Origin of the sequence: Rhodococcus sp. SORGH_AS_0301, assembly GCF_030818285.1 — a bacterium.
In the GTDB taxonomy this organism is placed as follows: Bacteria; Actinomycetota; Actinomycetes; order Mycobacteriales; family Mycobacteriaceae; genus Rhodococcoides.
In genome coordinates, this window is sequence record NZ_JAUTAC010000002.1 from 1,277,168 (window position 1) to 1,303,625 (window position 26,458).

Annotated in this window: 26 protein-coding genes and 3 pseudogenes; 21 read left to right on the top strand and 8 right to left on the bottom strand. The window is 68.7% G+C overall.

The annotated features are described in order from the left end of the window. The first annotated feature begins 2 nt into the window (after positions 1-2). From pgeF to QE397_RS06700, 11 genes and pseudogenes are all read left to right on the top strand, one after another. Entirely contained in the window at positions 3-728 is a 726-nt protein-coding gene (pgeF, locus tag QE397_RS06650; RefSeq protein ID WP_027505853.1) for a peptidoglycan editing factor PgeF, read from the top strand. Continuing rightward, positions 725-1,450 carry a YggS family pyridoxal phosphate-dependent enzyme gene (locus tag QE397_RS06655; protein WP_222645408.1) on the top strand — a complete coding sequence of 242 codons (726 nt, stop codon included), beginning with the start codon at positions 725-727 and terminating at the stop codon, positions 1,448-1,450. The genes pgeF and QE397_RS06655 overlap by 4 nt, the downstream gene beginning before the upstream one ends. Before the next feature lie 81 nt (positions 1,451-1,531). After that, positions 1,532-2,239: a cell division protein SepF gene (locus QE397_RS06660; protein ID WP_027505855.1), complete on the top strand. Its 708-nt coding sequence runs from the start codon at positions 1,532-1,534 to the stop codon at positions 2,237-2,239. Between the two features lie 181 nt (positions 2,240-2,420). Continuing rightward, positions 2,421-2,699, top strand: coding sequence for a YggT family protein (locus tag QE397_RS06665; RefSeq protein WP_027505856.1), 279 nt, complete (start codon positions 2,421-2,423; stop codon positions 2,697-2,699). A 216-nt stretch (positions 2,700-2,915) separates the two neighbouring features. After that, positions 2,916-3,776: a DivIVA domain-containing protein gene (locus tag QE397_RS06670; RefSeq protein ID WP_027505857.1), complete on the top strand. Its 861-nt coding sequence runs from the start codon at positions 2,916-2,918 to the stop codon at positions 3,774-3,776. 65 nt (positions 3,777-3,841) lie between these two features. Next, entirely contained in the window at positions 3,842-4,000 is a 159-nt protein-coding gene (locus tag QE397_RS06675; RefSeq protein ID WP_307092454.1) for a hypothetical protein, read from the top strand. A 245-nt stretch (positions 4,001-4,245) separates the two neighbouring features. Further along, positions 4,246-7,380 carry an isoleucine--tRNA ligase gene (gene ileS / locus QE397_RS06680; protein ID WP_307092455.1) on the top strand — a complete coding sequence of 1,045 codons (3,135 nt, stop codon included), beginning with the start codon at positions 4,246-4,248 and terminating at the stop codon, positions 7,378-7,380. A 55-nt stretch (positions 7,381-7,435) separates the two neighbouring features. Continuing rightward, complete coding sequence (locus tag QE397_RS06685; RefSeq protein ID WP_373425279.1) at positions 7,436-8,728, top strand: DNA polymerase IV; 1,293 nt, start codon at positions 7,436-7,438, stop codon at positions 8,726-8,728. 138 nt (positions 8,729-8,866) lie between these two features. Further along, positions 8,867-9,505: a hypothetical protein gene (locus QE397_RS06690; protein WP_307092458.1), complete on the top strand. Its 639-nt coding sequence runs from the start codon at positions 8,867-8,869 to the stop codon at positions 9,503-9,505. Positions 9,506-9,737: 232 nt separating this feature from the next. Continuing rightward, positions 9,738-10,385: a cutinase family protein gene (locus QE397_RS06695; RefSeq protein ID WP_056445560.1), complete on the top strand. Its 648-nt coding sequence runs from the start codon at positions 9,738-9,740 to the stop codon at positions 10,383-10,385. A 350-nt stretch (positions 10,386-10,735) separates the two neighbouring features. Then, a pseudogene (locus QE397_RS06700) lies at positions 10,736-11,210 on the top strand (hypothetical protein). 62 nt (positions 11,211-11,272) lie between these two features. Here the strand turns inward: QE397_RS06700 and QE397_RS06705 are convergent. Together QE397_RS06705 and QE397_RS06710 are read right to left on the bottom strand one after the other, a co-directional pair. Beyond that, positions 11,273-12,028: a sensor domain-containing protein gene (locus QE397_RS06705; RefSeq protein ID WP_307092461.1), complete on the bottom strand. Its 756-nt coding sequence runs from the start codon at positions 12,026-12,028 to the stop codon at positions 11,273-11,275. After that, positions 12,019-12,960 carry a hypothetical protein gene (locus QE397_RS06710; RefSeq protein ID WP_027505864.1) on the bottom strand — a complete coding sequence of 314 codons (942 nt, stop codon included), beginning with the start codon at positions 12,958-12,960 and terminating at the stop codon, positions 12,019-12,021. The genes QE397_RS06705 and QE397_RS06710 overlap by 10 nt, the downstream gene beginning before the upstream one ends. Positions 12,961-13,029: 69 nt before the next feature. Here QE397_RS06710 and lspA point away from each other — a divergent pair, with 69 nt between their 5' ends. From lspA to QE397_RS06725, 3 genes are read left to right on the top strand one after another with little or no spacing between them, the layout of a single operon-like run. After that, complete coding sequence (gene lspA, locus QE397_RS06715) at positions 13,030-13,608, top strand: signal peptidase II (protein ID WP_231476321.1); 579 nt, start codon at positions 13,030-13,032, stop codon at positions 13,606-13,608. Continuing rightward, positions 13,605-14,531 (top strand): RluA family pseudouridine synthase, encoded by a 927-nt coding sequence (locus QE397_RS06720; RefSeq protein WP_027505865.1) that lies wholly within the window; start codon positions 13,605-13,607, stop codon positions 14,529-14,531. The genes lspA and QE397_RS06720 overlap by 4 nt, the downstream gene beginning before the upstream one ends. 5 nt (positions 14,532-14,536) lie before the next feature. Further along, entirely contained in the window at positions 14,537-15,163 is a 627-nt protein-coding gene (locus QE397_RS06725) for a hypothetical protein (protein WP_051613372.1), read from the top strand. A gap of 2 nt (positions 15,164-15,165) precedes the next feature. Here QE397_RS06725 and QE397_RS06730 read toward each other — a convergent pair whose 3' ends face one another. Further along, the gene (locus tag QE397_RS06730; protein WP_307092464.1) at positions 15,166-15,753 is read right to left on the bottom strand and encodes a CHAP domain-containing protein; all 588 of its coding nucleotides are present in this window, start codon (positions 15,751-15,753) and stop codon (positions 15,166-15,168) included. 92 nt (positions 15,754-15,845) lie between these two features. On the opposite strand from QE397_RS06730, the gene QE397_RS06735 reads away from it, so the two are divergent. Both QE397_RS06735 and QE397_RS06740 read left to right on the top strand, forming a co-directional pair. Then, entirely contained in the window at positions 15,846-16,499 is a 654-nt protein-coding gene (locus QE397_RS06735; RefSeq protein WP_373425280.1) for a vancomycin high temperature exclusion protein, read from the top strand. A 96-nt stretch (positions 16,500-16,595) separates the two neighbouring features. After that, a pseudogene (locus QE397_RS06740) lies at positions 16,596-16,712 on the top strand (carbonic anhydrase); the annotation flags it as partial. A gap of 13 nt (positions 16,713-16,725) precedes the next feature. Here QE397_RS06740 and QE397_RS06745 read toward each other — a convergent pair. Further along, complete coding sequence (locus tag QE397_RS06745) at positions 16,726-17,379, bottom strand: hypothetical protein (protein WP_307092468.1); 654 nt, start codon at positions 17,377-17,379, stop codon at positions 16,726-16,728. Between the two features lie 186 nt (positions 17,380-17,565). Between QE397_RS06745 and QE397_RS06750 the strand changes: the two genes are divergently transcribed. After that, entirely contained in the window at positions 17,566-18,333 is a 768-nt protein-coding gene (locus tag QE397_RS06750; protein ID WP_027505869.1) for an MBL fold metallo-hydrolase, read from the top strand. A 12-nt stretch (positions 18,334-18,345) separates the two neighbouring features. Here QE397_RS06750 and QE397_RS06755 read toward each other — a convergent pair whose 3' ends face one another. Then, positions 18,346-18,633, bottom strand: a complete 288-nt coding sequence (locus QE397_RS06755; RefSeq protein ID WP_307097395.1) for a DUF3253 domain-containing protein — start codon at positions 18,631-18,633, stop codon at positions 18,346-18,348. Further along, a pseudogene (locus QE397_RS06760) lies at positions 18,616-18,750 on the bottom strand (DUF2256 domain-containing protein); the annotation flags it as partial. The gene QE397_RS06755 and the pseudogene QE397_RS06760, both read right to left, overlap by 18 nt. Positions 18,751-18,857: 107 nt before the next feature. Between QE397_RS06760 and rarD the strand changes: the two are divergent. Then, entirely contained in the window at positions 18,858-19,757 is a 900-nt protein-coding gene (gene rarD, locus QE397_RS06765) for an EamA family transporter RarD (protein WP_307097397.1), read from the top strand. A gap of 41 nt (positions 19,758-19,798) precedes the next feature. After that, on the top strand, positions 19,799-23,365 hold the full coding sequence (gene dnaE / locus QE397_RS06770) for a DNA polymerase III subunit alpha (RefSeq protein WP_051613374.1): 3,567 nt from the start codon (positions 19,799-19,801) through the stop codon (positions 23,363-23,365). Positions 23,366-23,372: 7 nt separating this feature from the next. Here dnaE and QE397_RS06775 read toward each other — a convergent pair whose 3' ends face one another. Together QE397_RS06775 and QE397_RS06780 are read right to left on the bottom strand one after the other, a co-directional pair. After that, positions 23,373-23,990 (bottom strand): hypothetical protein, encoded by a 618-nt coding sequence (locus tag QE397_RS06775; protein ID WP_307092472.1) that lies wholly within the window; start codon positions 23,988-23,990, stop codon positions 23,373-23,375. Positions 23,991-24,225: 235 nt separating this feature from the next. Continuing rightward, a complete protein-coding gene (locus QE397_RS06780) occupies positions 24,226-24,465 on the bottom strand; it encodes a hypothetical protein (RefSeq protein WP_027505874.1) in 240 nt (79 codons plus the stop codon). A gap of 141 nt (positions 24,466-24,606) precedes the next feature. Here QE397_RS06780 and QE397_RS06785 point away from each other — a divergent pair, with 141 nt between their 5' ends. Together QE397_RS06785 and ilvA are read left to right on the top strand one after the other, a co-directional pair. Further along, complete coding sequence (locus QE397_RS06785) at positions 24,607-25,041, top strand: nitroreductase family deazaflavin-dependent oxidoreductase (RefSeq protein ID WP_027505875.1); 435 nt, start codon at positions 24,607-24,609, stop codon at positions 25,039-25,041. 85 nt (positions 25,042-25,126) lie between these two features. Next, complete coding sequence (ilvA, locus tag QE397_RS06790) at positions 25,127-26,458, top strand: threonine ammonia-lyase IlvA (protein ID WP_307092474.1); 1,332 nt, start codon at positions 25,127-25,129, stop codon at positions 26,456-26,458.

Here is a 26,458-nt window from a genome sequence, read left to right on the forward strand (position 1 = left end):
GCATCTCCGACCGCGGCTACCGTGTCCGGCGCGTGACGACGTCACGCGCCGGAGGCGTGTCCGAACCGCCCTACGATTCCTTCAATCTCGGTGATCACGTCGGTGACGACCCGGCGCACGTGGAGGCCAATCGGCGTCGTCTCGCCGAGAAGATCGGCCTGTCTCCCGAGCGTCTCGTGTGGATGGACCAGATCCACGGTCGATCCGTCGCGACGGTGGACGGACCGGTCTCCGGACCGGTCGAGGCCACCGACGCCCTCGTCACCACCCAGCGCGACCTCGCGCTCGTCGTCCTGGCCGCCGACTGCGTACCGCTCCTGTTGTCCGACGATGCCGCGGGCGTCGTCGCCGCCGTTCACGCCGGCCGCGTCGGTGCTCGGATCGGCATCGTCCCGCGCGTTCTCGACGCCATGGTGGCCGCGGGCGCCGCCGTCTCCCGGATCGAGGCGTTCCTCGGCCCGGCGGCCGGGGGAGACGACTACGAGGTGCCCCGCACCATGCAGATCGACGTCGAGACCCACCTGCCGGGCAGTGCGACGCGTACTCGCAAGGGCACACCCGGTCTCGACATCCGGGCGGGCCTGCGTCGCCAGTTGCTCGAGGCCGGCGTCGCCGGAGTGGCCGCGGATCCGCGCGAGACCATCACGGACCGTTCGCTGTTCAGCCACCGCCGGGGGTCGCCCACGGGGCGGCACGCCGGTGTCGTGTGGATGGACACGACCTCGTGACCGCGCCGGACGATCGGCGGACGTATCTCGAGGACCATCTCGCCGAGGTCCGCGATCGGCTGTCGCGCGCCTGTGCGGCCGCGGATCGCGCACCCGATTCCGTGACCCTGCTTCCCGTCACCAAGTTCTTCCCGGCCTCCGACGTCGCACTGCTGCGCGAGCTCGGGTGCACCGAGTTCGGCGAGTCGCGCGAGCAGGACGCGTCTCCCAAGGTCGCCGAGATCGGCACCGACGGTGTGCGCTGGCACATGATCGGCCGCCTGCAGCGCAACAAGGCGAAAGCTGTTGCCGCCTGGGCACATGCGATCCACTCGGTGGACACCGACCGTCTGGTCACCGCACTCGGCAAGGCGGTCGCGGGTGCGGTGGACAACGGTGACAGGACTGCGGATCTGGACGTCTACGTGCAGGTGAGTCTGGACGGTGACACGCATCGCGGAGGCGTGGACCGCGAAGACCTGGAGGCACTTACCGCGCAGGTGTCCGAGACCTCGGGTCTGCGACTCGCCGGGCTCATGGCGGTGCCCCCGTTGGGTGCGGACGCCGATGCGTCGTTCGAGGATCTGCAGCGTCTTCACACGCAGGTCCTCGCCTCGCATCCGGGCGCGACCGGACTCTCGGCCGGGATGACGGGCGACCTGGAAGAGGCTGTCCGACACGGGTCCACGTGTGTGCGTGTCGGAACCGCAATCCTCGGTCCACGGCCGATAACCTCGCCTTGACGACATGAACACCATCGTCACCACGGACTTACTCCAGTCACACGAGTACCAGCCACACCGCCACGCCAGGAAGGTCGACCGATGAGCACGTTGCACAAGTTCAAGGCTTACTTCGGCATGGTCCCACTCGACGATTTCGAGGACGACTACCTCGACGACACGGATGCGCCCGTCGCATCCCGGTCGTCGCGTGGCGGATACGGAAAATCGATGGACGACCATGACTACGCCGATCGCGACTACGCCGAGCCGGCGTTCGTCGGTGGTCGCCGGGACGAGGACGACGACTACGAGCGTCCCGAGCCCCGGCACAGCGCTCGGGTGGCGCCGCTGTCGTCGCGCTCCGGTGGTGGATCCCGCTCCGGCGGCGCGATGCGCACCTCCACCCGCGGCGCCCTCGCGATGGACACTCGCATGGACCCGCACTCGGAGCTGCGTCGCAGCGAGCCCCGTCACGCCGAACCGCGCGTGTCCGACCGCCGCCAGGCCGCACTCGACGACGGGGGCCCCATGTCGACCATCACCACGCTGCGTCCGCGCGACTACAGCGAGGCGCGCACGATCGGCGAGCGCTTCCGTGACGGCACGCCCGTCATCATGGATCTGGTCGAGATGAGCAACGCCGACGCCAAGCGCCTCGTCGACTTCGCCGCGGGCCTCGCGTTCGCGTTGCGTGGTTCGTTCGACAAGGTCGCCACGAAGGTGTTCCTGCTCTCACCCGCCGACGTCGACGTCTCTGCCGAAGAGCGTCGCCGGATCGCCGAGACGGGCTTCTACAACCAGCAGTGACGTCTCACACGGCGCGGTGGGCCGGTCTCGCGGTGCGAGATGGCCTCCCCGTGTCGCGAGATGGCCTCCCCGTGTCGCGAGATGGCCTCCCCGTGTCGCGAGATGGCATTGTGGTGTCGTGCGTGATCAGAAAGTTGTGTCGGTGTCGGTCTCTCCTGCGTCTCGCAGGACGGTGAGCTGAGTGTTCGCGGTCCTGTACTTCATCCTCTTCGTCTTCTGGCTGTTGCTCATCGGCCGGATCATCGTCGAGTTCATCCGATCCTTCGCACGTGACTGGCGTCCGACGGGTGTGGTCGTGGTCGTACTCGAAGCGATCTTCACGGTCACCGATCCGCCGGTCAAACTGCTGCGGCGCATCATCCCGCCACTGAATCTGGGCGGTGTCCGGCTCGACCTGTCCATCATGGTGCTGCTCTTCATCGTCTTCATCCTGATGCGCGTGGTGCAGGGCGTCGGCTGACGGTGAGTTCCGTCGACGGCGACAGTGTCCCGTGTGACAGAATGTTGCTCGAAGGTGCACGATGAGTGACCATCGCTCTTTGTGCGATATAACTGAATGTCCTGGTTGCCCCCACTACGGCAGCCGGGTGCCACTGCCACTGTTGATCGAACGAATGCTCGCGTACATCGCTTGTCGATGCTCCACCGCTCTCGAGACGCGTGAAGGGACCCTTCCATGCCGCTGACTCCCGCCGATGTGCACAACGTCGCGTTCAGCAAGCCGCCCATCGGTAAGCGCGGATACAACGAGGACGAGGTCGATGCATTTCTCGATCTCGTCGAACAGGAGCTGTCGCGCCTGATCGAGGAGAATGCCGACCTGCGTCAGCGGGTCGGAGAGCTCGATCAGGATCTCGCCGAGGCCAAGAGCTCGGCAGCGTCGCGTCAGAGCACCCCTGCCCCCGCGCCTGCTCCCACCCCCGCACCGGCACCGCGTCCGGAGCCCGCCAAGCCGGCACCGGTCGTTCAGGCCGCTCCGGCACCGGCTCCTGCCCCCGCCGCGGCGTCGTCCGCCGGCGATTCGAACATGCAGGCTGCGAAGATCCTGGGTCTCGCCCAGGAGATGGCCGATCGCCTCACCGGTGACGCGAAGACCGAGTCCGAGCAGCTGCTCGGGAGCGCTCGCGCCAACTCGGACCGTCTGGTCAGCGAGGCGCAGAGCCGCGCCGAGTCCCTCGTCTCCGAGGCTCGCCAGAAGGCCGACGCGCTGCTGTCCGACGCACAGACGCGCTCGGAGACACAGCTGCGCCAGGCCAAGGAGAAGGCCGACGCGCTCGAGAGCGATGCCGAGCGCAAGCACACCGAGATCATGGCGACCATCAACCAGCAGCGTTCGGTCCTCGAGGAGCGCATCGAGCGCCTCAAGACGTTCGAGCGCGAGTACCGGGTCCGCCTCAAGTCCTACCTCGAGTCCCAGCTGCAGGAACTCGACCAGCGTTCGTCCGCACTGCCGGTCGACAGCGGTCAGGATCCGTTCAGCAAGGACAACGGCCAGTCGTCGAACTTCGGACAGTCGTACGCCAAGGGCAACAACTGATCCGTCCTCGTCGAGGCTGTTCCGGGGGGAACCAGCGGGGGGATCGAGGGTGAACGGATGAGTGCGTGCTTGTTCTGACGCTGGTTCTGGCGGGCGTCGGGTTCGCGTTACTCGTCGTCTCGCTCGTCACGGGATCCGTGGTGTGGGCCTGGGCCTGCATCACGGTGTGTCTCGTGGGTGCGGTCCTGCTGCTCGCCGGTGCCCTCGCGGGCCGGCGGCGGTAGAATGCCTCACGTCGAAGTACAGGTAGGTCCAGCGATGATCCGGCCATCACCGGGGAGCTGTCCGGAAGAACGGTCTCGGCCCGCACGGGTCGGTGCTCAGTAGAACCGGACGGGTCGAGCCCGTCACAGCTCGATCGGAGAGTGGGTCGCCTCGGCGGCCAAGCGGGGTGGTACCGCGGCTCCCGGCGCAGAGTGCCGGTCGTCGTCCCCGTGCCGCATCGAACGGGCACAGGAGCACCGCAGCCATGACCACCACCGACGACACCACGACGCCCGACGCGGGGTACCCCCGCGTCCGCTACGCCTCGGAGTCCGGCAGTCCCGATTTCCCGGCTCTCGAGCAGCAGGTCCTCGCGCACTGGGACGCGGACGGCACGTTCCGAGCCAGCGTCGACGCGCGTGCCGACGCCGACGAATTCGTCTTCTACGACGGGCCGCCCTTCGCCAACGGCCTCCCGCACTACGGCCATCTCCTCACCGGCTACGTGAAGGACCTGATCCCGCGTTTCCAGACCATGCGCGGGCGCAAGGTGGAGCGACGGTTCGGCTGGGACTGTCACGGTCTCCCCGCCGAGCTCGAGGCGGAGAAGCAGCTCGGCATCACCGACAAGAGTCAGATCGACTCGATGGGTCTGGCCGAGTTCAACGCCTACTGCAAGCAGTCCGTCCTGCGCTACACCGGTGAGTGGCGCGACTACGTCACGCGTCAGGCCCGGTGGGTCGACTTCGACAACGACTACAAGACGCTCGACCTGGACTTCATGGAGTCGGTCATGTGGGCGTTCAAGGAACTGCACGACAAGGGCCTGGTGTACCAGGGCTTCCGTGTGCTGCCCTACAGCTGGTACGAGCAGACGCCGCTGTCGAACCAGGAGACCAGGCTCGACGACGCCTACAAGATGCGTCAGGACCCAGCGGTCACGGTGCGGATGACGTTGAGCGCGCCCGGCTCCCCGCTCGACGGTGCGGACGCACTGATCTGGACCACCACCCCGTGGACCGTGCCGTCCAACCTGGCGATGGCCGTACGCCCCGACATCGACTACGTGCAGATCGAGGACGGCGCGGGCGGCCGTGTCGTGCTCGCCCGAGATCGGGTGTCGCACTACGCCCGTGAGTTCGGCGACGAGCCCGTGGTGGTGTCCGAACACACCGGTGCCGATCTGATCGGTCTCGCCTACGCGCCGCCGTTCGATGTCTTCCTCGGTCACGAGAACAGTCATCGTGTGCTGTCGGCCGACTACGTGACCACCGACTCCGGTACCGGAATCGTCCACCTCGCACCGGCTTTCGGTGAGGAGGACATGGACGTCGCCACGGCCAACGGCATCGAGGTGGTGCAGCCGCTCGATGCGGGCGGCAAGTTCACCGCGATGGTGCCGCCGTACGAGGGTCTGATGATCTTCGATGCCAACCCGGTGATCATCAAGGACCTCAAGGCGTCGGGAAAGCTGGTGCGGCACGAGACCATCGAGCACTCGTACCCGCACAGCTGGCGTTCGGGTCAGCCGCTGATCTACATGGCGGTGCCGTCGTGGTTCGTCTCCGTCACCAGTTTCCGCGACCGGATGGTCGAGCTGAACCAGGACATCACGTGGGTGCCCGAGCACATCCGCGACGGCCAGTTCGGCAAGTGGCTCGAAGGCGCGCGTGACTGGAACATCAGCCGGAACCGGTACTGGGGCAGCCCCATCCCGGTGTGGGTGTCGGACGACCCCGCGTACCCGCGCACCGACGTGTACGGCAGTCTCGACCAGATCGAGGCGGACTTCGGCGTCCGTCCGAACGACCTGCACCGGCCGTTCATCGACGAGCTGACCCGTCCCAACCCGGACGATCCCACGGGCCGGTCCGTCATGCGTCGAGTCCCCGAGGTACTGGACTGCTGGTTCGAGTCGGGCTCGATGCCGTTCGCCCAGGTGCACTACCCGTTCGAGAACGCCGAGTGGTTCTCCACGCACAACCCGGGCGACTTCATCGTCGAGTACAACGGTCAGACGCGTGGGTGGTTCTACACCCTCCACGTCCTGGCGACGGCGCTGTTCGACCGGCCCGCCTTCCGGACGGTCGCCGCACACGGCATCGTGCTGGGCGAGGACGGGCTCAAGATGAGCAAGTCCAAGGGCAACTACCCGGACGTCAACGAGGTGTTCGACCGCGACGGCTCCGATGCCATGCGGTGGTTCCTCATGTCGTCCCCGATCCTGCGGGGCGGCAACCTGATCGTCACCGAGCAGGGCATCCGCGAGGGTGTGCGGCAGGCACTGCTGCCGATGTGGAACGCGTGGAGTTTCCTGCAGCTGTACGCGTCGAAGCCGGGGACGTGGCGGACCGATTCCACCAACGTGCTCGATCGCTACATCCTGGCCAAGTTGGCCGAGACCACGCGCGTCATCACCGAGGCGTTGGAGGCGGTCGACATCGCGGGGGCGTGCGACGAGTTGCGTCAGTTCTGCGACGCGCTGACCAACTGGTATGTGCGGCGCTCGCGTCAGCGCTTCTGGAACGAGGACGCCGACGCGATCGATACTCTGCACACGGTGCTCGAGGTGCTCACCCGCGTCGCGGCCCCGATGCTCCCGCTCGTCAGCGAGGTCGTCTGGCGGGGACTCACCGGTGGGCGCTCCGTGCATCTCGCGGACTGGCCGGTGGTCGGTACCGAGTTGCCGGCCGATCCCGAGCTGGTCGCGGCGATGGACGAGGTCCGCACCGTCTGCGGCGCGGCACTGTCGCTGCGCAAGGCGAAGAACCTGCGCGTCCGCCTGCCGCTGCAGGAGCTCACCGTCGCCGCCGACGACGCCGAGCGGCTGCGCCCGTTCGCGGACCTCATCGCCGACGAGGTGAACGTCAAGCGTGTCGATCTCACCGAGAACGTCGACGTGCACGGCCGTTTCGAGCTCGTCGTCAACGCCCGCGTGGCCGGTCCGCGTCTGGGCAAGCAGGTGCAGGCGGTCATCAAGGCGGTCAAGGCAGGGGAGTGGAGCGAGACCGACGGCGTCGTCACGGCGGCAGGTCTCGAGCTGCTGCCCGAGGAGTTCACCCGGCGCCTGGTCGCGGCGGAACCGGAGTCGACGGCGGCGCTCCCGGGCAATGCCGGGCTGGTCGTGCTCGACTCGGAGGTCACCGAGGAGCTCGAGGCCGAGGGGTGGGCCAAGGATCGCATCCGCGAGTTCCAGGACGCCCGACGCTCCGCGGGTCTGGACGTGTCCGACCGTATCGCGGTGACGGTCGACGTTCCCGCCGAGCGCCGGTCCTGGTTCGACACGCACCGCGATCTCATCGCCGGCGAGATCCTGGCCACCGATCTGCAGGTCGGCGATCCGGGTCCGGCAGCAGTCGATCTCGGCGACGGAGTGCGGGCATCGCTGGTGAAGGCCTGACGGTGTGAGCGGCGGGTCGGCCGAGCGCAGCAGACGCTGGGTGTTGCATCTCGACATGGACGCGTTCTTCGCGTCGGTCGAGCAGCTCACCCGGCCGACGCTGCGGGGCCGACCCGTGCTCGTCGGCGGTGGCGGTGGTCGAGGCGTCGTGGCGGGATGCAGCTACGAGGCACGCGTGTTCGGTGCCCGGTCGGCGATGCCGATGCACCAGGCTCGACGACTCGTCGGATCCGGTGCGGTGGTGGTGCCGCCCCGCGGCAAGGTCTACTCGGCTCTCTCCACCGTCGTCTTCGACACCGTGCGGCGCGTCGTGCCGGTGATCGAACAGCTCTCGCTCGACGAGGCGTTCGGTGAGCCCGCGGAGTTGGCGGGAGCGACCGTCGCCGAGGTGGAGGAGTTCTGCGCCGCGCTGCGTGCGTCAGTCCTGGACGCGTCCGGGCTCGTCGCCTCCATCGGAGCAGGAGCGGGCAAGCAGATCGCGAAGATCGGCTCGGGTCTCGCGAAGCCGGACGGCATCCGGGTGGTCTCTCCGGCGGACCAGGCCGCCCTCCTCGAGACTCTGCCGGTGCGGAAGTTGTGGGGCATCGGGCCGGTGGCCGAGGACAAGCTCCGCCGACTGGGAGTGCACACGGTCGGTGCGTTCGCCGCGATGCCGGAGGCGGAGGCCGCGTCCGTACTCGGTTCCGCCGTCGGCCCCAGCCTGCACCGTCTCGCACGTGGTCTCGACGATCGACCCGTGGCGGAACGCGCCGAGTCCAAACAGGTCAGTGCCGAGACCACCTTCGCCACCGACATCGTCGACATGGCCGGGTTGCGATCCGCCATCGTCGCCAGCGCGGAGGCCGCCCACACCCGATTGACGAAGGACGGGCGGGCGGCCCGCACCGTCGTCCTCAAGCTCCGCAAGTCCGACATGAGCATCGTGACCCGTTCGGCCACACTGCCGTACGCGACGGTCGATCTGGCGACGATCGTGGCCACCGCGCAGCGGCAGGCTCTCGATCCGCGCGACCTCGGCAGTATCCGACTCGTGGGCGTGGGCCTCGCCGGGCTGTCGACGGTCCGGCAGGAGTCGCTGTTCCCCGAACTCGACCAGGAGGGCCTCGACGTCGACTCCTCGGTCACCGCGGCCGAGCCCGCGCCGGTCGTCACGAGCGACGTCCTGCTCTGGCGGCCGGGGCTCGACGTCCGACACGACGAGTACGGCCACGGGTGGGTGCAGGGCGCAGGGCACGACGTGGTGACCGTGCGGTTCGAGACGCGGAGCACGGGCCCCGGGGTGGCGCGGACCTTCTCCGGAGACGACGAGCACCTCGCGGTGGCGGATCCGATGGACAGTCTGGCCTGAGGCTCACCGATCGAGTCCTGTGACCCATCCGCGGGGCGCGCACCGCCGAATACGCGTGACTGCGGCGTCTGTCGCCGCACCCGTACGACGAGGAGTGCCCGTGCCCGGCACCAAGTTCACGCTGCGAGCCTCGCTCCCATGGTGAGCGATCAGCGGCATCCGCTCGCGGGTCTGCGCGGAGCCGAGTGGGTCGCCGTCTGTGCAGATCTCCTGCACGCGGACGGAGCGACCGCGGTACTCACCTCCACGCACGCCCCGGACAGCAGGCGCGTGCTGTACCCGACCGCCCACGATGCCGTGCAGCTGGCGGATCTGCAGTACCTCCTGGGCGAGGGACCGCACGCGGAGACGATGGCGGACGGTCGGATGCACAGTGTGTCGGTCAACTCGGCGGCGGATCGCGTGCGATGGCCCCTGCTGGTCGACTGTCTCATCGAGTCGGGGGTGCGATGGGTCCGGACCGTCGCGGTCGGAGCGAGCAGCCGGGTCGGCACCCTGCAGTGCCACGGACGCGGTCCCCTCGGCACACCCGACGAGAGGACCGTCGCGGCGGTGGGCAGACTCGCCGATGTGCTGGGCGACGAACTGGTCACCTCCGGCCTGGCAGGCGTACCGGCGGATCCGGGCGGTGAGTGCGACCTGATCGACGAGGCCATCGGTGTCCTGGCCGGTCGTCACCGGATCGACGCGCCCGCGGCGTCGGCCGTGCTGCGGGCGGCGGCGTTCGCGGCGGATCGCACGGTGGCCCTCCAGGCCCGAGCCGTTCTCGGCGTCTGAGCGGTGTGTCGGCAGCATCTGTCGACGCCCGGGACGACACGAGGAGGTTTCGGCGTCCGAACTGCTCGTCGTGACGGTCTTCCGGCGCTCGTTCCTTCCGTGTCTTCGGCGTTTCCGGTGACATGCGGGAAATGCGTTCGTGCAATTGTGATGTGTGCGAACAAGTACTGTCACCCGACATTTCAGTCCGTTACCGTGACCGAGTCCACTGACCTTCGGGGAAAGGCTCGTCATGAATGTCAGACTTCTCGCTCGGGTGTGTGCAGCGGCGTCTGTCGCCGCTGCGGCCCTGGTCGTTCCCAGCGCTGTGGCCACCGCGGCGCCGTGTACGGACGTCGACGTCTCGTTTGCACGCGGGACCGGTGAACTGCCCGGACTCGGCATCACCGGTGGACCTTTCACCAGCAGTGTCACCTCCACGCTCGCCGGACGGTCCGTCAGCACCTACGCCGTGAACTACGCTGCCGACTTCTCGCAGGCCAGCGCCGGGCCCGGCTCGCGTGACCTGGTCGCGCACATCACCTCCGTCGCAGCAGCATGTCCTGCAACGCAATTCATCATCGGTGGGTACTCACAGGGTGCCACTGTGGTCACCAATGCCGTGGGTCTGCGCACCCCGAGCAGTCTCACCGGTTCCGTGCTGCCCGCCGGCGTCGCCGACAGGGTCAAGGCCGTCGTCGTGTTCGGCAACCCGTTCGGTCTGACCGGGAGGACCATCGAGTCGGCGAGCGGAACCTACGGCCCGCGCGCCCGCAGTTTCTGCAACTTCGGAGACCCGGTGTGCCAGATCGGCGGATTCAATTCCTTTGCGCATCTCACCTACGCGAGCAATGGCAGCGCGGGTCAGGGTGCGACATTCGCAGCCTCCCGAATCAGCTGAATGGCTCATTGTTCGACTGATCGGGGCTCGGTGGGCTGAATGCGCGCGGTGCGAGCCGGCGCGGCGTCGAATCCGGCACCCCGCACCCGGCCAGGGGTTCGCCCCGTGCGCAGCGCGCGGTGTTCTGCGCAGGATGCAGAGTGCGCGCTACCCCGTGCGGTGCGCGCGGCGGCCACCGCGCCGGCCGACGCCGCCCACCCTGTGACCCCTCTCGAGAGCGCGACGAGCTTTACCGTTTCCTCAGAACTGGTCGGTAAGGTCTGGCCCGACGCTCGATACCGAGTCAACTCACGAGATGTAAGGACGTACACGTGAAGCTTCCCCGTACCGGACGCGCACTGGTGGCAGGCATGGCAGTCGCCGCCGCCCTGACGATGACGGCGTGCAGCAGCGGCGAGGACGGCGGCACCACCGACGCCACCACGTCGGCAGCCACCACCTCCAGCGCAGTTGCCGAGGCACCGTCCGATCTCCCACCCGGTTCCCACCGCCGAGGAGCTGAACACGCGCCTGCAGGAGAGCCTCGATCCCAACGTGCCGCTCGAGCAGAAGGTCCAGTACGTGCAGGGCGCGGAAGCCGATCCGGAGCTCATCAACAAGGTCGCCGAGGCCGCTCGCGTGAACAACGCGAAGATTCAGGTCCTCGACGTGACCGATCTGGGCGACGGCACGCTCAGCTCCAACGCCACCATTGATCTCGGTGGCCAGGTCAACCCGCTCCAGGTCGCCTACGTGGCCGAGGACGGGGAGTGGAAGCTGTCGAAGGACAACGCTTGCGCGATCGTGTCGCTGGCGCAGCTGACCTCGCCTGCCTGCACCGCCTGACACCGCAGTACCGACCACACGACGCCGGCATCACCTTCGGGTGGTGCCGGCGTCGTCGTGTCTCAGCGCAGCCGGTCGGCGGCGGTGCGCGCGAGCGTCCGCACCAGGTCGGGGTCGACGGGCTCGGTCCCGGTGGCCACCAGTTGGCTCAGGGTGGATCCGGAGACGGTGAGGATCGCGTCCGTCGTCAGGGACACGCCGTCGCTGCTCACCGCGAGTCGCACCGCCACGGAGGCGTCGCCGATCGGGGCGACGTCGGTGAGCAGGGTCGAGGCGCCGACGCGGTAGTCCACCCGCACACCGTCGGCGTCCGTGCCGCTGAAGGTCGCGCATCGTGTGAGCGAGTCCTGCACGGCCGCGAACGCGGTGAGGGCGCCGGGACCGTCGTAGCTCGCGGCGTCCTGGTCGATCGACGAGAAGTCGGGTCCGCCGTAGGAGACGGATGCGGCGCTGATGACGCCGGGCACCTGGGTGGCGATGGGCGCCAGCACCGCGGCGCACTCGGCGGGGTCGGTGCTCGACCGGTCCTCGGCCGTCGCGCCCGGAGCGCTGGGGTCCAGCGGAGGCAGGTCGTAGCCGGTGTAGCCGGGTGGGAGGTCGGCGATGCTCAGGAGCCGACCGGCGAGCAGAGCGTTGTCGGTGATCGGGCCGGTGCCGGTGGCCGACGGCGGAGGGACCGGAGTGAAGGCGGGGAGCCCGACGGTGGGTGCCTCGGGCGCGGCCTCGCTCGGTGTGTCGCCGACGTCCCGATCGGTGCCGCATCCGACGAGCACCACCGCGAGCGCTGCCGTGACCGCGCCCAGTCGTCTCAACTCCACGTCACCGTGTTGCTGGTGGTCTGCTTCAGCGTCGTCTGGCTGTTGGCGTCCCGGTAGACCTGGTCGCCGCCGACGGCGACCGTGCCGCCCAGGGGAAGCGGCTTGGACGGATCGATCCGCAACTGCCCCTGGCCGGTCATCACGAACGACTCGATGTTCAGGGTGCCCTGCTCGTCGGGCAGCTGCCAGATCGGTTCCTCCGGCGACTGGGTCACGGCGACGTCGACCGTCGCGACGCCGTCGTCGAACGAGGTGAGTGTCGCCGTCGTCGTCTGCAGCAGCGAGATCCCGCTGACGACCTCCTGGGTGACGGTCCATCTCGCGCCGACGCCGATGGGCTCTGCCGGGAACGGGACGGCGCGGTACACCGCCTGGGACAGCGCCTGCTCGACGGCTGATCGAGCGATGTCCCGGGCGTCCGGCGACGGATCGATGGTGAGTGCGGTGACGGCACCCGACGGCGTGGTCGCGAAGCCTGCGGACGATCCCGCGGTGGGCCCGAGGCTCGCCTGCAGGGTGGCGTCCGACGTGGTGGCCGCACCGAGTGTCATGTCGACCTGGAGTCCGTCGGACCCGGCCGCCGAGCGTGAGGTCGCCGTCATCGGCAGCGTCAGCGGCGGGGTCGAGAAGTCCTGCGACTCGGCAGCGTCGATCTGCTGGCTGATGGTCGACTCGGCCACGAGGGTCGCGGTCTGCTCTGCTTCCGACGGGGTCGCGGTGACGACGGTCCGCGGCTCGGCTCCGGCATCGACCAGCGTGGTGGTGACGGCGGAGACCGGGAGAGTGACCGCGGACGTGCTGGGGGTCAGCTCCTCGGTCGCGGGTACGTCGGTGTCGGTCCCGCACGCCCCGAGCGAGAGGACGACGGTGACCGCTGCCGCGGCGACGAGGGTGGTGGAGCGTCGGCGGGGTCGTGTCGAGAGCAGTGTCACGCGCCCGAGGTTAGCGTCGGATCCTGAGCGGCCGGTGAGCGGTGAGGGCAGGTAGTGGACAATGGTGGGGTGACCGACGTGGAGAATCCGGACCGACCCCTGGCCCGACGTACCCGACGGCTGTTCGCTGTCGCGGCGGTCGTGCTCGCCCTGGACCTGCTCACGAAGATCGTCGCGGTCGCCGTCATCGAGCCCGGTCGACCGATCGAGATCATCGGTGACACCGTCACCCTCCGCATGGTGCGCAACGCGGGCGCGGCGTTCTCGATGGCCACGGGCATGACCTGGCTGTTGACGCTGGTGGCCGTCGCCGTCGTGGTGGGTGTGATCCGCATCGGACGCACTCTTCGCTCCGGCTGGTGGGCCGTGGGCCTCGGCCTGGTGCTGGGCGGCGCGCTCGGCAATCTGATCGACCGATTCTTCCGCTCGCCCGGCCCGCTGCAGGGTCACGTCGTGGACTTCGTGTCCATCGGCTGGTGGCCGGTCTTCAACGTCGCCGATTCCTCCATCGTCTGCGGGGCCGTCCTGCTGGTGATCATCACGCTGTTCGGGATCGAGCCGGACGGGACTCGCCGTGCCGACGACAAGGGTGACGACCCCGCGGTGACCGAGAGCGCAGCGGCGACGGAGTCGGAGAAGAAGGCGTGAGGGAGACACGGTCGATGCCCGTTCCGGACGGGCTCGACGGCATGCGCGTGGATGCGGGACTGGCTCGGCTGCTGGGGTTGTCGCGGACCGTCGTCGCGACCCTCGCCGAGGAGGGCGCGGTCCAGGTCGACGGTTCCACTGTGGCGAAGTCCGACCGTCTCGGCGGCGGCACGTGGCTCGAGGTGGAACTGCCCGAGCCCGCGCGTCCGTTGACCATCGAGGCACAGCCGGTGCCGGGCATGGAGATCCTGTACTCGGACGACCACATCGTCGTCGTGGACAAGCCGGTCGGAGTGGCCGCGCACGCGAGCGTGGGCTGGACGGGACCGACGGTGATCGGTGGTCTCGCGGCCGCTGGATTCCGCATCTCGACGTCCGGGGTCCACGAGCGTCAGGGCATCGTGCACCGTCTCGACGTCGGGACGTCCGGCGTGATGGTGGTGGCGACGTCGGAGCATGCGTACACCGTGCTCAAGCGCGCGTTCAAGGAGCGCACGATCGACAAGCGCTATCACGCTCTGGTGCAGGGACATCCGGACCCGAGCAGCGGAACCGTCGATGCGCCCATCGGACGACACCGCAGCAACGACTGGAAGTTCGCCGTCACGGCCGACGGCAAGCCCAGCATCACCCACTACGACACGGTCGAGGCGTTCCAGGCCGCGAGCCTGCTGGACGTGCACCTCGAGACCGGGCGCACTCACCAGATCCGGGTGCACTTCTCGGCGCTGCGGCATCCGTGCTGCGGTGATCTGACCTACGGTGCCGATCCGCGCCTGGCCGAACGGCTCGGCCTCGAACGCCAGTGGCTGCACGCCCGCGCACTCGGGTTCACTCATCCCGGTGACGGCCGCTACGTGGAGTTCTCGAGCCCGTACCCGGCAGATCTGCAGCACGCACTGGACGTGTTGAGAGCGGGCTGAGACGCGTGCGCGCCGTGTCCGCGGCGTCGGTCGTCGCGTTGATCGTCGCGGTGCTCGTGCTCGGTGTCCTCGACCCGGTCCGTGGTTCGTCGGTTCGCACCGATGCCCTCGGTCCCGACAACGACGAGACCGCCGCGCAGTACGTGGCCCGGGTGGACCCGCCCTCCGGCGACGGAGATCGGTGGGCGCTGGTGTCCTTCACCCGGTCGATGCGTGCCGACGAGATCGCGCCCACCGTCGACGGAATCAGGGTCTCGGTCGTCTATGCGCACGTGCCGATCGACCGCGTGCAGACCCCGCTCGTGGTGGTCCCGGTGCCGGACACCGACTCCGTGCTCGCGTCGTCCGTCCGTCTCGCCGCCGGCCTCGTTCCGCCCGGACGCGACCAGCGCGGGAACGCGATCGCGACGGTGGTGCGCGCACGCCTGCAGGCCGACTGTGACTGCGCCGCAGGAGTTCTGGTACGTGCGAGTGTTCCGGAACTCGCCGCGCTCGCGGGCCTGGACGGCATCCGCGCGGTCGAGGCATTGCCGGGGGACGCGGTCTACGGCCGGTTCGCGGTGGCACCGCTGTATCCCGAACGCGACGGCGACGCGGTGCAGCCCGACGACGGCCCGGTTCCCGCCTCCTGACCTCAGGACCCGAGTAGGCCGAAACCGAGCACCGCCGAGTCGTCCGCCCAGTCCAGATCGTGAATGCGGATCCCGCCCATTTCGTTTCCGCCGACGGTCGTGACCGTGTCCCCGTCCACCGCGACCACGATGTTCGTGTGCTGCCAAACGAGCAGATCCCCGACGGGCCCACCCGACTCGTACAGGACGACGTCGCCGACCGCGGGAGAGTGGTCGCCGACCGGCGCGAAACGGCCCTGTTCCTGGTAGTACTCCGTCAACGTGTAGACACCGGGAATGCGCCACCCACCCGAGTGCGGATTGGTGAACGGCTGTCCGGCCTGGCGCATCACGTGACTGACGAAGTCGGCGCACCAAGCCTCGTCGACGCCCTCGGAGTAGAACGTGGCGGGACGGGGATCGCGGTATTCACGCTGCACCACCTCGAGCACACGCTGCTGCGCCGGGGACAGGGACGCGTCGGCCGCGGGGAAGTCGGCGGTGTCCCACGGGTACCACCGCTCGGGCGCGGTCCACAGCACCGCCGCGACGGCGACCACCGCGAGGGCGACGACGCCGGCGACGGTACGGCGGAGGCGGGTGGTGGGCATGCCTCGACGCTACCGAGCCGGGCCTCCGTGGTCAGGATCGCGGCGCCGATCTTCACGGAACCCTCACATGATGGACTGGGGACATGAGACGTGTGGGGCGCCGACATCTGATCCGTGCCGTCGGCGGGTCCGCCGCCGCGGTGCTCGTCGTCGTGCTCGGATCGGCGGCGTGGGTCGCCGCCTCGTCCCACGGTCGGCTGTACACGGCGGACACCGCGCCGCGCGCTCCCGTCGCCATCGTGCTGGGCGCTCGGGTCCAGGAGGGCGAACCGTCGTCGTTTCTCGCCGGTCGTCTCGACGCGGCACTCGATCTGGTGCGTCGCGGTACCGTGCGCGCACTTCTGTTGTCGGGCAACGCCGCCGGCACGTCGGGTGACGAGGTGGAGGTGATGACGCGCTACCTGGTGCGCCGCGGCGTCGATCCCGACCGCATCGTGGCCGACCCGTACGGTCTGACGACCCACGACACGTGCCGACGCGCTGTGGCGACGTACGGAGTGTCGACGGCCCTGATCGTCAGTCAGGACACCCATGCCGCACGTGCGGTGGCCCTGTGCCGAGCTGCTGGGATCGATGCCGGCGGTGTCGTCGCTCCCTGTGACTGTTCCCGGCGCTCGCTGCTGCGGCAGTTCGTACGCGAGATGCTCGCGCGTCCCAAGGCCGTGCTGGACGTGCTCCGCGGCTCCGCGCCCGCGGTGCAGTCGCCACCGACCGACGCGGTGCGCCGCGCCGTCGAGATCGGCTGACCCGAGTCACTCGGATCACCTCGAGCCCAACCCTGTTCGCACCGTCGCACCGCGAGCAGTCCGGAGACCCGAGCGCGAGTGTTCCTGTCGCGATGCTTGCGGCGACAGCTCCGGCGCATCGAGCTCAGTCCGTTCGTCTCGCGGACGACGTCGTTGCGCGGCTTCGTGTTCGACGTGGCGACCGGTGCGCTGCGTGAGGTTCAGCCGGCCTGATCGAGCGTGTCGGTCAGCCTGCGCTGCCGCGGCGGGCCTTCTCCAGCGCGGCCAGTGTCGACATGACGGTGGCGCGCTGACGTTGCAGGTCGCTGAGCCGGGCACGCGCGGGCAGACCCGACGACGCCTCGGCGTCGGCGATGCCGGTCTCGATGGCGGTGAGCTGCTCGAGCAGACCGGTCACGCGATCGGCGAGCACGGCGACGTCCACCGTGCTGACGGCACCCGACGGAGCGGAGGACGACGAGCGGGACGGGGTGGTGCGGACGGCGGCGGACGCACCGGCGCGGGCCGAGGCCTTCCGGACGTCGGCGGCCGCGGGACGCTTCGGCAGGCGGACCCGGTCGAGAGCGGCACGCGCACTGCGAGCCGCGGTGCGGTGCTCGAGCTCCTCGTCGTCGTCGGACGTCACCGCGCCGCCCAGGGGACGCAGGCCGTACATGCCGATGAAGCGACGCGCCGCGTCGATCGTGTTCTCGTGTTCACGGCACTCACCGCACCGGGGCTCGTCCCGGTAGATCTCGATGTCGGTCCGGCTGCCGCACCACACGCAGCCGCCGGGACTCCACCGCCGGGTGACGGGGGTGTCGTCCGCAGCGGTGTCGTGGGGTGAGGTGGTGGTCATCGTGGAGGAGGCGCCGGAGCCGAGATTTCGATCGTCGATCACGTCGAACCAGCGTAGTGCACGACACGAGGCCCGAGGAGCGGGAGCGGCTGTCGCCTCGGGCTTTTCGCGTCGTCGGTGACCAACGTCATGACACACCCGGCTCCGCTCGGTCGTGTCATCGGCGTGTCGCGTCAGCAGACTCGTCGGTCTTCCCCCGGGGCTCCCGACCGTCCATACTCGGAAGTCGTGAGCACACTCGAAGTCACGACCGTCGCCGACGGCGTGCACGTCGCTTTCGGGCCGGACGTCAACTGGACACTGTTGGTCGACGGCGAGGACGTGACGCTGGTCGACTCGGGATATCCGCGGTACGTCGGTGCGGTCGTCGAATCGCTCCGTCGTGTCGGTCGGCGTCCGGAGGACGTGCGGGCGATCCTGCTGACACACGCGCACATCGACCACATCGGCGGCGCCGGCCACTTCGCCTCGACCTACGGCACGCCGGTGCTCACCTCGGACACCGAGGCTCGGCATGCCCGACGTGAGTATCTCGAACAGGCATCGCCGCTCGACGTGGCGCGTAACGTCTGGCGGCGCGGTGCGCTCGCATGGACGGTGCGCATCGCTCGCGCGGGCGGAACCGAATCGGGCGCCGTCGCCGACGCCGAGGGGTTCGACTCGGTCGTCGGATCCGTGCCGGGTGGGCCGCTGGACCTGCCGGGCGGGCCGGTGCCGCTCGACAGTTCGGGTCACACGTCCGGTCACACCGGGTATCACGTGCCGGGTGCGGGGGCCGTTCTGTCCGGTGACGCTCTGGTCACCGGACACGCTCTGAGCGTTCGGACCGGACCGCAGATGCTGCCGCCCCTGTTCGCGCACGACCGGCCGCGGGAGTTCGACGCGCTCGACGCCTTCGTCGGCCTGGACGCCGACGTCCTGATTCCCGGACACGGGGGAGTGCATCGCGGGTCCGTCGACGACGCGGTGCGGCGGGTACGGTCCGCACGCGCCTGAGTCGACTCCGGGTCAGCGGGGTCGCCGAATGCGGATGGGGCCCTTCGCCGTCGACGGGTCGACCACGTTTCCGCCCTGCGTGATCTCCGCCTCGCCCACGGCGACGAGACGGCGGGCGGCGCGGCGGACGGGTTCCATCAGGGGGCGCCAGTCGTCCGGCGACACGGCGCGAGCCACGTCGGAGGGACAGATCGACGAATCGCGGGCGCGACTGTCGAGCAGCCGCCGGATCGCGTCCTCGAGACCGTCGTCGGCTCCCGCGGAGCCCGTGCGTCGGCACGCGTCGCTGCAATACTTCACCGAGTCCCAGTCGCGTTCCCACTTCTTGCGCCACTCGATCCGTCGACCGCAGACGGCGCAGGTCTTGTCCGCCCGAGCCTCGGCCTCGCCGCTCGGCGCCTTCTTCCTGTGTGCCACCTCGTCGATTGTGCACCGGTCGGGGATAGCGTGAGCGCGTGCGCAGTCTCACGTCCTCTCTCGGCTCCCGGCGCGGTGGAGCTCCCCGGTCGTCCTCCAGCGTCGGCATGGCCAGCGGTGTCGGTGCGTACGGACTGTGGGGACTGTTCCCGGCCTTCTTCGGCGTGCTGTCCTTCGCCGGACCCGTCGAGGTCCTCGCGCACCGCATCGTGTGGACGTTGGTGCTCATGCTCGTCGTCCTGGCAGTGTTGGGACGACTGTCCACGCTGCGCGGTCTCCCGGCGCGCACGTGGGGTGTGGTGGCGTTGTCGTCGGCGTTCATCTCGATCAACTGGGGCGTCTACATCTTCGCGGTCTCGCAGGACCGTGTGGTCGAGGCAGCCCTCGGATACTTCGTCAATCCGCTCGTCAGTGTCCTGCTCGGCGTCGTGGTGTTCCGGGAGCGGTTGGGCCGTGCGCAGATCGCGGCCCTCGCGCTGGCCTTCGTCGCGGTGGTCGTGCTCACCGTCGACTACGGACGGCCTCCCGTCATCGCCCTCACCCTGGCCTTCTCGTTCGCGCTGTACGGCGTCATGAAGAAGGTGGTCCGGCTCGAACCCACCACGTCGCTGACCGCGGAGGGGCTCGTGGGGGCGCCGATCGCGATCGGTTACCTGGTGGTGCTGGGCGTCACCGGGGGAGCGAGCGCCCTCTCGCTCGGGGTGCCGCACGCCCTGCTGCTCGTCCTCGCCGGGCCCGTCACCGCACTGCCGCTGCTGCTGTTCGGGGTCGCCGCGCAGAAGCTGCCGTTGGTCACCCTCGGGCTGCTGCAGTACCTGACACCGGGCCTGCAGCTCGCGTGGGGAGTGCTGGTGCTGAACGAGGACATGCCCGCGTCGCGGTGGATCGGTTTCGCACTCATCTGGTGCGCGCTGGCGATCTTCACGGTCGACTCCGTGCGGCGTCTGCGGGCGCATCGCGTGGCGTCGGTGCCGGTCGAGGCGGCGTCCGCGGACACCCCGCGCTAGTCCTCATCCGTCACAGTCGTCACACGCCGCGTGTGCGGAGAATGTTGTCGGCCCGACGACCTAGAGTGGCTCCCGTGTCGGACTTCGTTCATCTCCACAATCACACCGAGTACTCCATGCTGGACGGGGCGGCGAAGATCGCGCCGATGTTCGCGGAGGCCCAGCGCCTGGGGATGAGCGCGGTCGGGATGACCGACCACGGCAACATGTACGGGGCCAGTGAGTTCTACAACGAGGCCAAGAAGGCCGGGGTCAAGCCCATCATCGGGATCGAGGCCTACATCGCCCCGGAGTCCCGTTTCAACAAGAAGCGCGTGCTGTGGGGAGACCGCAGCCAGAAGTCGGACGACGTCTCGGGCAGCGGCGCGTACACGCACATGACGATGGTGGCGGAGAACGCGACGGGTCTGCGCAACCTGTTCAAGCTGTCGTCCCTCGCGTCCACCGAGGGGCAGCTGGGCAAGTGGGCGCGCATGGACGAGGAGATCATCGCCAACCACGCCGAGGGCATCATCGCCACCACCGGCTGCCCGTCCGGCGAGATCCAGACCCGGCTTCGTCTGGGCCACGAGCGTGAGGCGCTCGAGGCGGCGGCCAAGTGGCAGGAGATCTGGGGCCCCGACAACTTCTTCCTCGAACTGATGGACCACGGTCTGTCGATCGAGCGGAGGGTGCGAGAAGGACTGCTGAGCATCGGGGAGCAGCTCGGCATCCCCCCGCTCGCGACCAACGACTGCCACTACGTCACCAAGGACGCGTCGGTCAATCACGAAGCGCTGCTGTGCATCCAGACCGGTAAGACGCTGAGCGATCCCACCCGGTTCAAGTTCGACGGCGACGGCTACTACCTCAAGTCCGCGGAGGAGATGCGTGCCCTCTGGGACGACGAGGTGCCCGGCGCGTGCGACTCCACGTTGCTCATCGCCGAACGCGTCCAGTCCTACGACGAGGTGTGGGAGCACCGCGACCGGATGCCGGTGTTCCCGGTGCCGGAGGGCTACACGCAGGGCACCTGGCTCCGCAAGGAGGTCATGGACGGCCTGCACCGCCGCTTCCCCGACGGTCCGACGGAGGAGTACCTCTCCCGTGCGGACTACGAGATCAGCGTCATCCTCGAGATGGGCTTCCCCGCCTACTTCCTCGTCGTCGGTGACCTCATCAACCATGCCAAGGAGGTCGGCATCCGCGTCGGCCCCGGTCGAGGTTCGGCGGCCGGGTCGCTCGTCGCCTACGCGATGGGGATCACCAACATCGACCCGCTCCCGCACGGTCTGCTGTTCGAGCGGTTCCTCAATCCCGAGCGCGTCTCCATGCCCGACATCGACATCGACTTCGACGATCGCCGACGCGGCGAGATGGTGCGCTACGCCACCGAGAAGTGGGGCAGTGATCGTGTCGCGCAGGTGATCACGTTCGGCACCATCAAGACGAAGGCCGCCATCAAGGACTCGGCCCGCGTGCAGTTCGGGCAGCCGGGCTTCGCCATCGCCGACCAGATCACCAAGGCACTGCCCCCGCCCGTGATGGCGAAGGACATCTCGGTCGCGGGCATCACCGATCCGACGCACGAGCGGTACAAGGAGGCCACCGAGGTCCGCTCGCTGATCGACTCGAACCCCGACGTCGCGAAGATCTACCAGACGGCCAAGGGTCTCGAGGGGCTGATCCGCAACGCCGGAGTCCACGCCTGCGCGGTCATCATGTCCTCGGAGCCGCTGACCGACGCCATCCCGGTGTGGAAGCGTCCGCAGGACGGCGCCATCATCACCGGCTGGGACTACCCGTCCTGCGAGGCAATCGGCCTGCTGAAGATGGACTTCCTGGGGCTGCGCAACCTCACGGTCATCGGCGACGCCATCGACAACATCAAGGCCAATCGCGGCATCGACATCGACCTCGACGCCCTGCCTCTCGATGATCCGGCGACGTTCGAACTGCTCTCGCGCGGAGACACGCTCGGCGTGTTCCAGCTCGACGGCAGCGCGATGCGGGACCTGCTGCGCAAGATGCAGCCCACCGGATTCGAGGACATCGTCGCCGTCCTGGCGCTCTACCGGCCCGGTCCGATGGGCATGAACTCGCACAACGACTACGCCGATCGCAAGAACGGCCGTCAAGAGGTCAAGCCGATTCACGCCGAACTCGAGGAACCGCTGAAGGTCATCCTCGGCGAGACGTACGGCCTGGTGGTCTACCAGGAGCAGATCATGCAGCTGGCGCAGAAGGTCGCCGGATACTCGCTCGGCCAGGCCGACCTGCTGCGGCGCGCCATGGGAAAGAAGAAGCTGTCCGAGCTGGAGAAGGCGTACGCCGGTTTCCGCCAGGGCATGCTGGACAACGATTTCTCCGAGGCCGCCATCAAGGCGCTCTGGGACACCGTGCTCCCGTTCGCCGGCTACGCGTTCAACAAGTCGCACTCGGCGGGGTACGGGCTGGTGTCCTACTGGACGGCGTATCTCAAGGCCAACTACCCGGCCGAGTACATGGCCGGACTGCTCACCAGTGTCGGCGACGACAAGGACAAGGCGGCGATCTATCTCGCCGACTGCAGACGGCTCGGCATCACTGTGCTGCCGCCGGACGTCAACGAGTCCGAGCTCAACTTCGCCTCGGTGGGCGAGGACATCCGCTTCGGTATGGGCGCGGTGCGCAACGTGGGCGCCAACGTCGTGGCGTCCATCATCTCGGCGCGCAAGGAGAAGGGGAAGTTCACCGACTTCTCCGACTACCTGGCCAAGATCGATGCGACTGCCTGCAACAAGAAGGTCACCGAGTCTCTCGTCAAGGCCGGTGGTTTCGATTCGCTGGACCATCCACGCAAGGGTTTGATGCTGATCCACGCCGACGCGATCGACTCGGTGCTGGGCACCAAGAAGGCGGAGGCCATCGGCCAGTTCGACCTGTTCGGCGGCGTCGACGCCGACGAGTCCATCACCTCCGTCTTCAACGTGAAGATCCCGCCCGAGGAGTGGGACAGCAAGCACCGTCTCGCTTTGGAGCGGGAGATGTTGGGGCTGTACGTGTCCGGGCATCCGCTGAACGGAGTCGAGCACGTGCTCGCGGCTCAGTCGGACACCGCCATTCCCACGATCCTCGAGGGCAGTCTGAAGGACGGCACGCAGGTCACGGTGGGCGGCATTCTGGCGTCGGTCAACCGACGGGTGAACAAGAACGGTCTGACCTGGGCGTCCGCCCAGCTCGAGGATCTCACCGGCGGTATCGAGGTGCTGTTCTTCCCGCAGGCGTACTCCGTGTTCGGTGCGGACGTCGCCGAGGACGCCGTGGTGCTGGTGAAGGCCAGGGTGTCAGCTCGGGACGATCGGATCTCGCTCATCGCGAACGACATCGCGGTTCCCGATCTGTCGTCCGTCGGTGTCGCGAAGCCCGTCGCCGTCAGCTTGCCGACGCGTCAGTGCACCGCGGACAAGGTCGGGGCGCTCAAGCGGGTGCTGGCCAGCCATCCCGGCACCACCGACGTGCACCTGCGCCTCATCAGTGGCGACCGGGTCACCATGCTCAAGGTGGACGAGAAGCTGCGCGTCACACCGTCATCGGCGCTGATGGGCGATCTCAAGGCGCTGCTCGGACCCGGCTGCCTCACCGTCTGACGCTGCCTCACCGTCTGACGACGGCCGACCGCTCGACGGCTGCCGCGAGGTAGGCATCGGGATCGACCCCGAACGGGTTGTCCCGCAAGCCCTCCGCGATGACGTCGCGGTAGCGGTCGGCCGGCACTCCGCGTTCTCGCACGTGGCTCGACGTCAGAGTCATCGCCGGGACGCCGTCGATGTCGTCCAGGCGCAGCGCCGCGTCGTACTTGCCGCGGTGCGGCTCGGGCGACACCTCGACCGGCAGCAGCGCCCACGCTCCCGGCCGTGTCGGTAGGGACGCGCGGACGTCGAGTGTCTGCTCCGTCTGCGCGTTCTCCACCGTCGCGATGTGGTCGAGGGCGGCCCAGTCGAGCAGGTAGGCGCGGGCGATACTGTCGGAGTCGGGGGAGGGTGTGAGCGAGAGGAACGCGGACGCTCCGGTCCACCGGGCCGAGACGCCGGCGAAGTACACCGCATGCGGCACGGTGATCCACCGGTGTTCGCGAGGAAGCGAGACTGTCCGCGGGGCGGCGTGCGCACCGAATCTGCTGTCGGCCGCGGAGCCGCCCAGGTAGGCGTCGAGGCGTGCGGGCAGGGTGTTCGAGCCGTAGCCGACGTACCAGACGAGTTCGTGACTGTTCACAGGGACGGACGGTACCGTCGGATCGTCACGTCGAACTCGACCGAGAGGGATGATCCCATGATCACGAACTTCATCAACGCCGTGCTCGAACTCGTCGGTGGCATCGCCGCCGGAAGCAGCGGTCTCTACCTGGCCCCCGGTGTCCTGCCGTTCGGTTCCTGACATACGGCCGGACCACACGAACGCCGACGGGGCGCCCACATGGAGTGGGCGCCCCGTCGGTGTCTGTCCGTGATCAGTGACGGGTGCGGAACCGCTCGGTCGCGCCGAGGGCCCACCACAGCGTCACGCCGACAGCGGCGGAGGTGAGGACTGCCGTCTGCATGCTGACTGTCAGCGCGAGAGCGGCGAAGAGGATGACGGCGACCATGATGCTCTCGAGCTTGTAGAGCGGCCAGTCGGTGCCGGCCACGTCCACGGTACGAACGCTCGTCGAGTGCCGCGGGCGTGTGAACTGCAGGTCGACCGTGGTCATATTCGCCTCCCGAACCATTCGTGTTCCGTGTGCCGTGCGTTGGTCCCCAGGCTACACGTACATGGAAGTTAGGGCGACCGAAACCTCCTGATCACCCTGCGGATGGTTGCCGGAGACCGCCGAGGTGTGTGTACTGGGATAATGCCGCTGCACGGAGAGTACGAGCCGAGTCCGTCCACCTGGGCCGCCGATCAGGCCGACCTGTACGAGAGCTCGGGAGGGACCGAGGGCACCGAGATGCGGGGGATGCCCGTCATCCTCCTCACGACCATCGGGAACAAGACGGGCAAGCTCCGTCGGACCCCTCTGATGCGCGTGGAGCACGACGGTGCGTACGCCGCCGTCGCGTCGCTCGGCGGCGCGCCGAAGCACCCCGTCTGGTACTTCAACGTGCTCGCGAACCCCCACGTCGAACTGCGGGACAAGACCGAGAAGTGGGACATGGTCGCGCGCGAGGTCCACGGCGAGGAGAAGGCGCAGTGGTGGGAGCGCGCGGTCGCGGCCTACCCCGACTACGCGGACTACCAGAAGAAGACCGACCGCGAGATCCCTGTCTTCGTGCTCGAGCGGGCCTGAGCGCTGATTCGTCACCCCCGCCGGCGGCCGCTCCGCAGGTGAGGGTGGGTCGGTGGTCGTCGCACCACCGTGGCAGCATGTCCGTGTGACCGAGACGACGAGCCGTACCGACGCCGCTGCGCCGACCGCAGACGACATCGATGCCGCGGCCGTCCGGCTGCGGGACGTGGCCACCCGCACCCCGCTCGAGTTCTGCGAGCGGTTGTCCGAGCAGACGGGTGCGCGGATCCACCTCAAGCGCGAGGATCTCCAGCGCGTGCGCTCGTACAAGTTGCGCGGCGCGTACAACCTCATGCTGCAACTCGACGACGACGAGCGCGCGGTCGGTGTCGTGGCGGCGAGCGCCGGCAATCACGCGCAGGGTGTCGCGTTCGCGTGCCGGGCGCTCGGCATCCGCGGTCGCATCTACGTGCCGACCAACACCCCGAAGCAGAAGCGCGATCGCATCGCCTTCCACGGCGGCGACATGGTGCAGGTCATCAGCGTCGGCTCCACCTTCGATGCGGCCGCGGCGGCAGCCCTCGCCGACGTCCGCACCACCGGGGCCACCATCGTGCCGCCGTTCGACGACCCGAGAACCGTGGCGGGACAGGGAACCATCGCCGCGGAGATCCTGGAGCAACTCGGTGCCGCTCCGGACGTCGTCGTGGTCGCGGTGGGCGGTGGTGGGTGCATGACGGGCATGTCGGCGTACCTCGCCGAGCGGTCGCCGCACACCTCCGTCGTCGGTGCGGAACCCACCGGCGCCGCATCCATGGCGGCGGCGCTCATGGCCGGCGGCCCCGTCACACTCGACGAGATCGACCCGTTCGTCGACGGCGCCGCCGTGCGCCGGATCGGCGATCTCCCGTACCGGGTCGTGTCGTCGCTCGGCGCGACCGTCGCCTCGCATGCCTCGGTGACGGTCGGTGCGGGCCACGACGGACGCGGGTCGGTGGTGGTCACGCAGGTGGACGAGGGTGCCATCTGCACCGCGATGCTGGATCTGTACCAGAGTGAGGGCATCATCGCCGAACCCGCCGGAGCGCTGTCGGTGGCCGCGCTGTCGCAGATCGACATCCCGGCCGGCTCGTCCGTCGTGTGCCTGATCTCGGGCGGTAACAACGACGTCTCGCGCTACGGGGAGATTCTCGAACGGTCGCTCGTGCACAAGGGGCTCAAGCACTACTTCCTCGTCGATTTCCCGCAGGAGCCGGGCGCACTGCGCACGTTCCTCGACGTCGTTCTCGGTCCGGAGGACGACGTGACGCTGTTCGAGTACGTCAAGCGCAACAACCGCGAGACGGGTGCCGCGCTGGTGGGTATCGAGCTCGGTTCGGCCGCGGGCCTGTCGTCCCTCCTCGAGCGGATGGAGACGTCGCCGATGCACGTCGAGCATCTCGAGCCCGGGTCTCCCGCATACCGCTACCTGACCTGA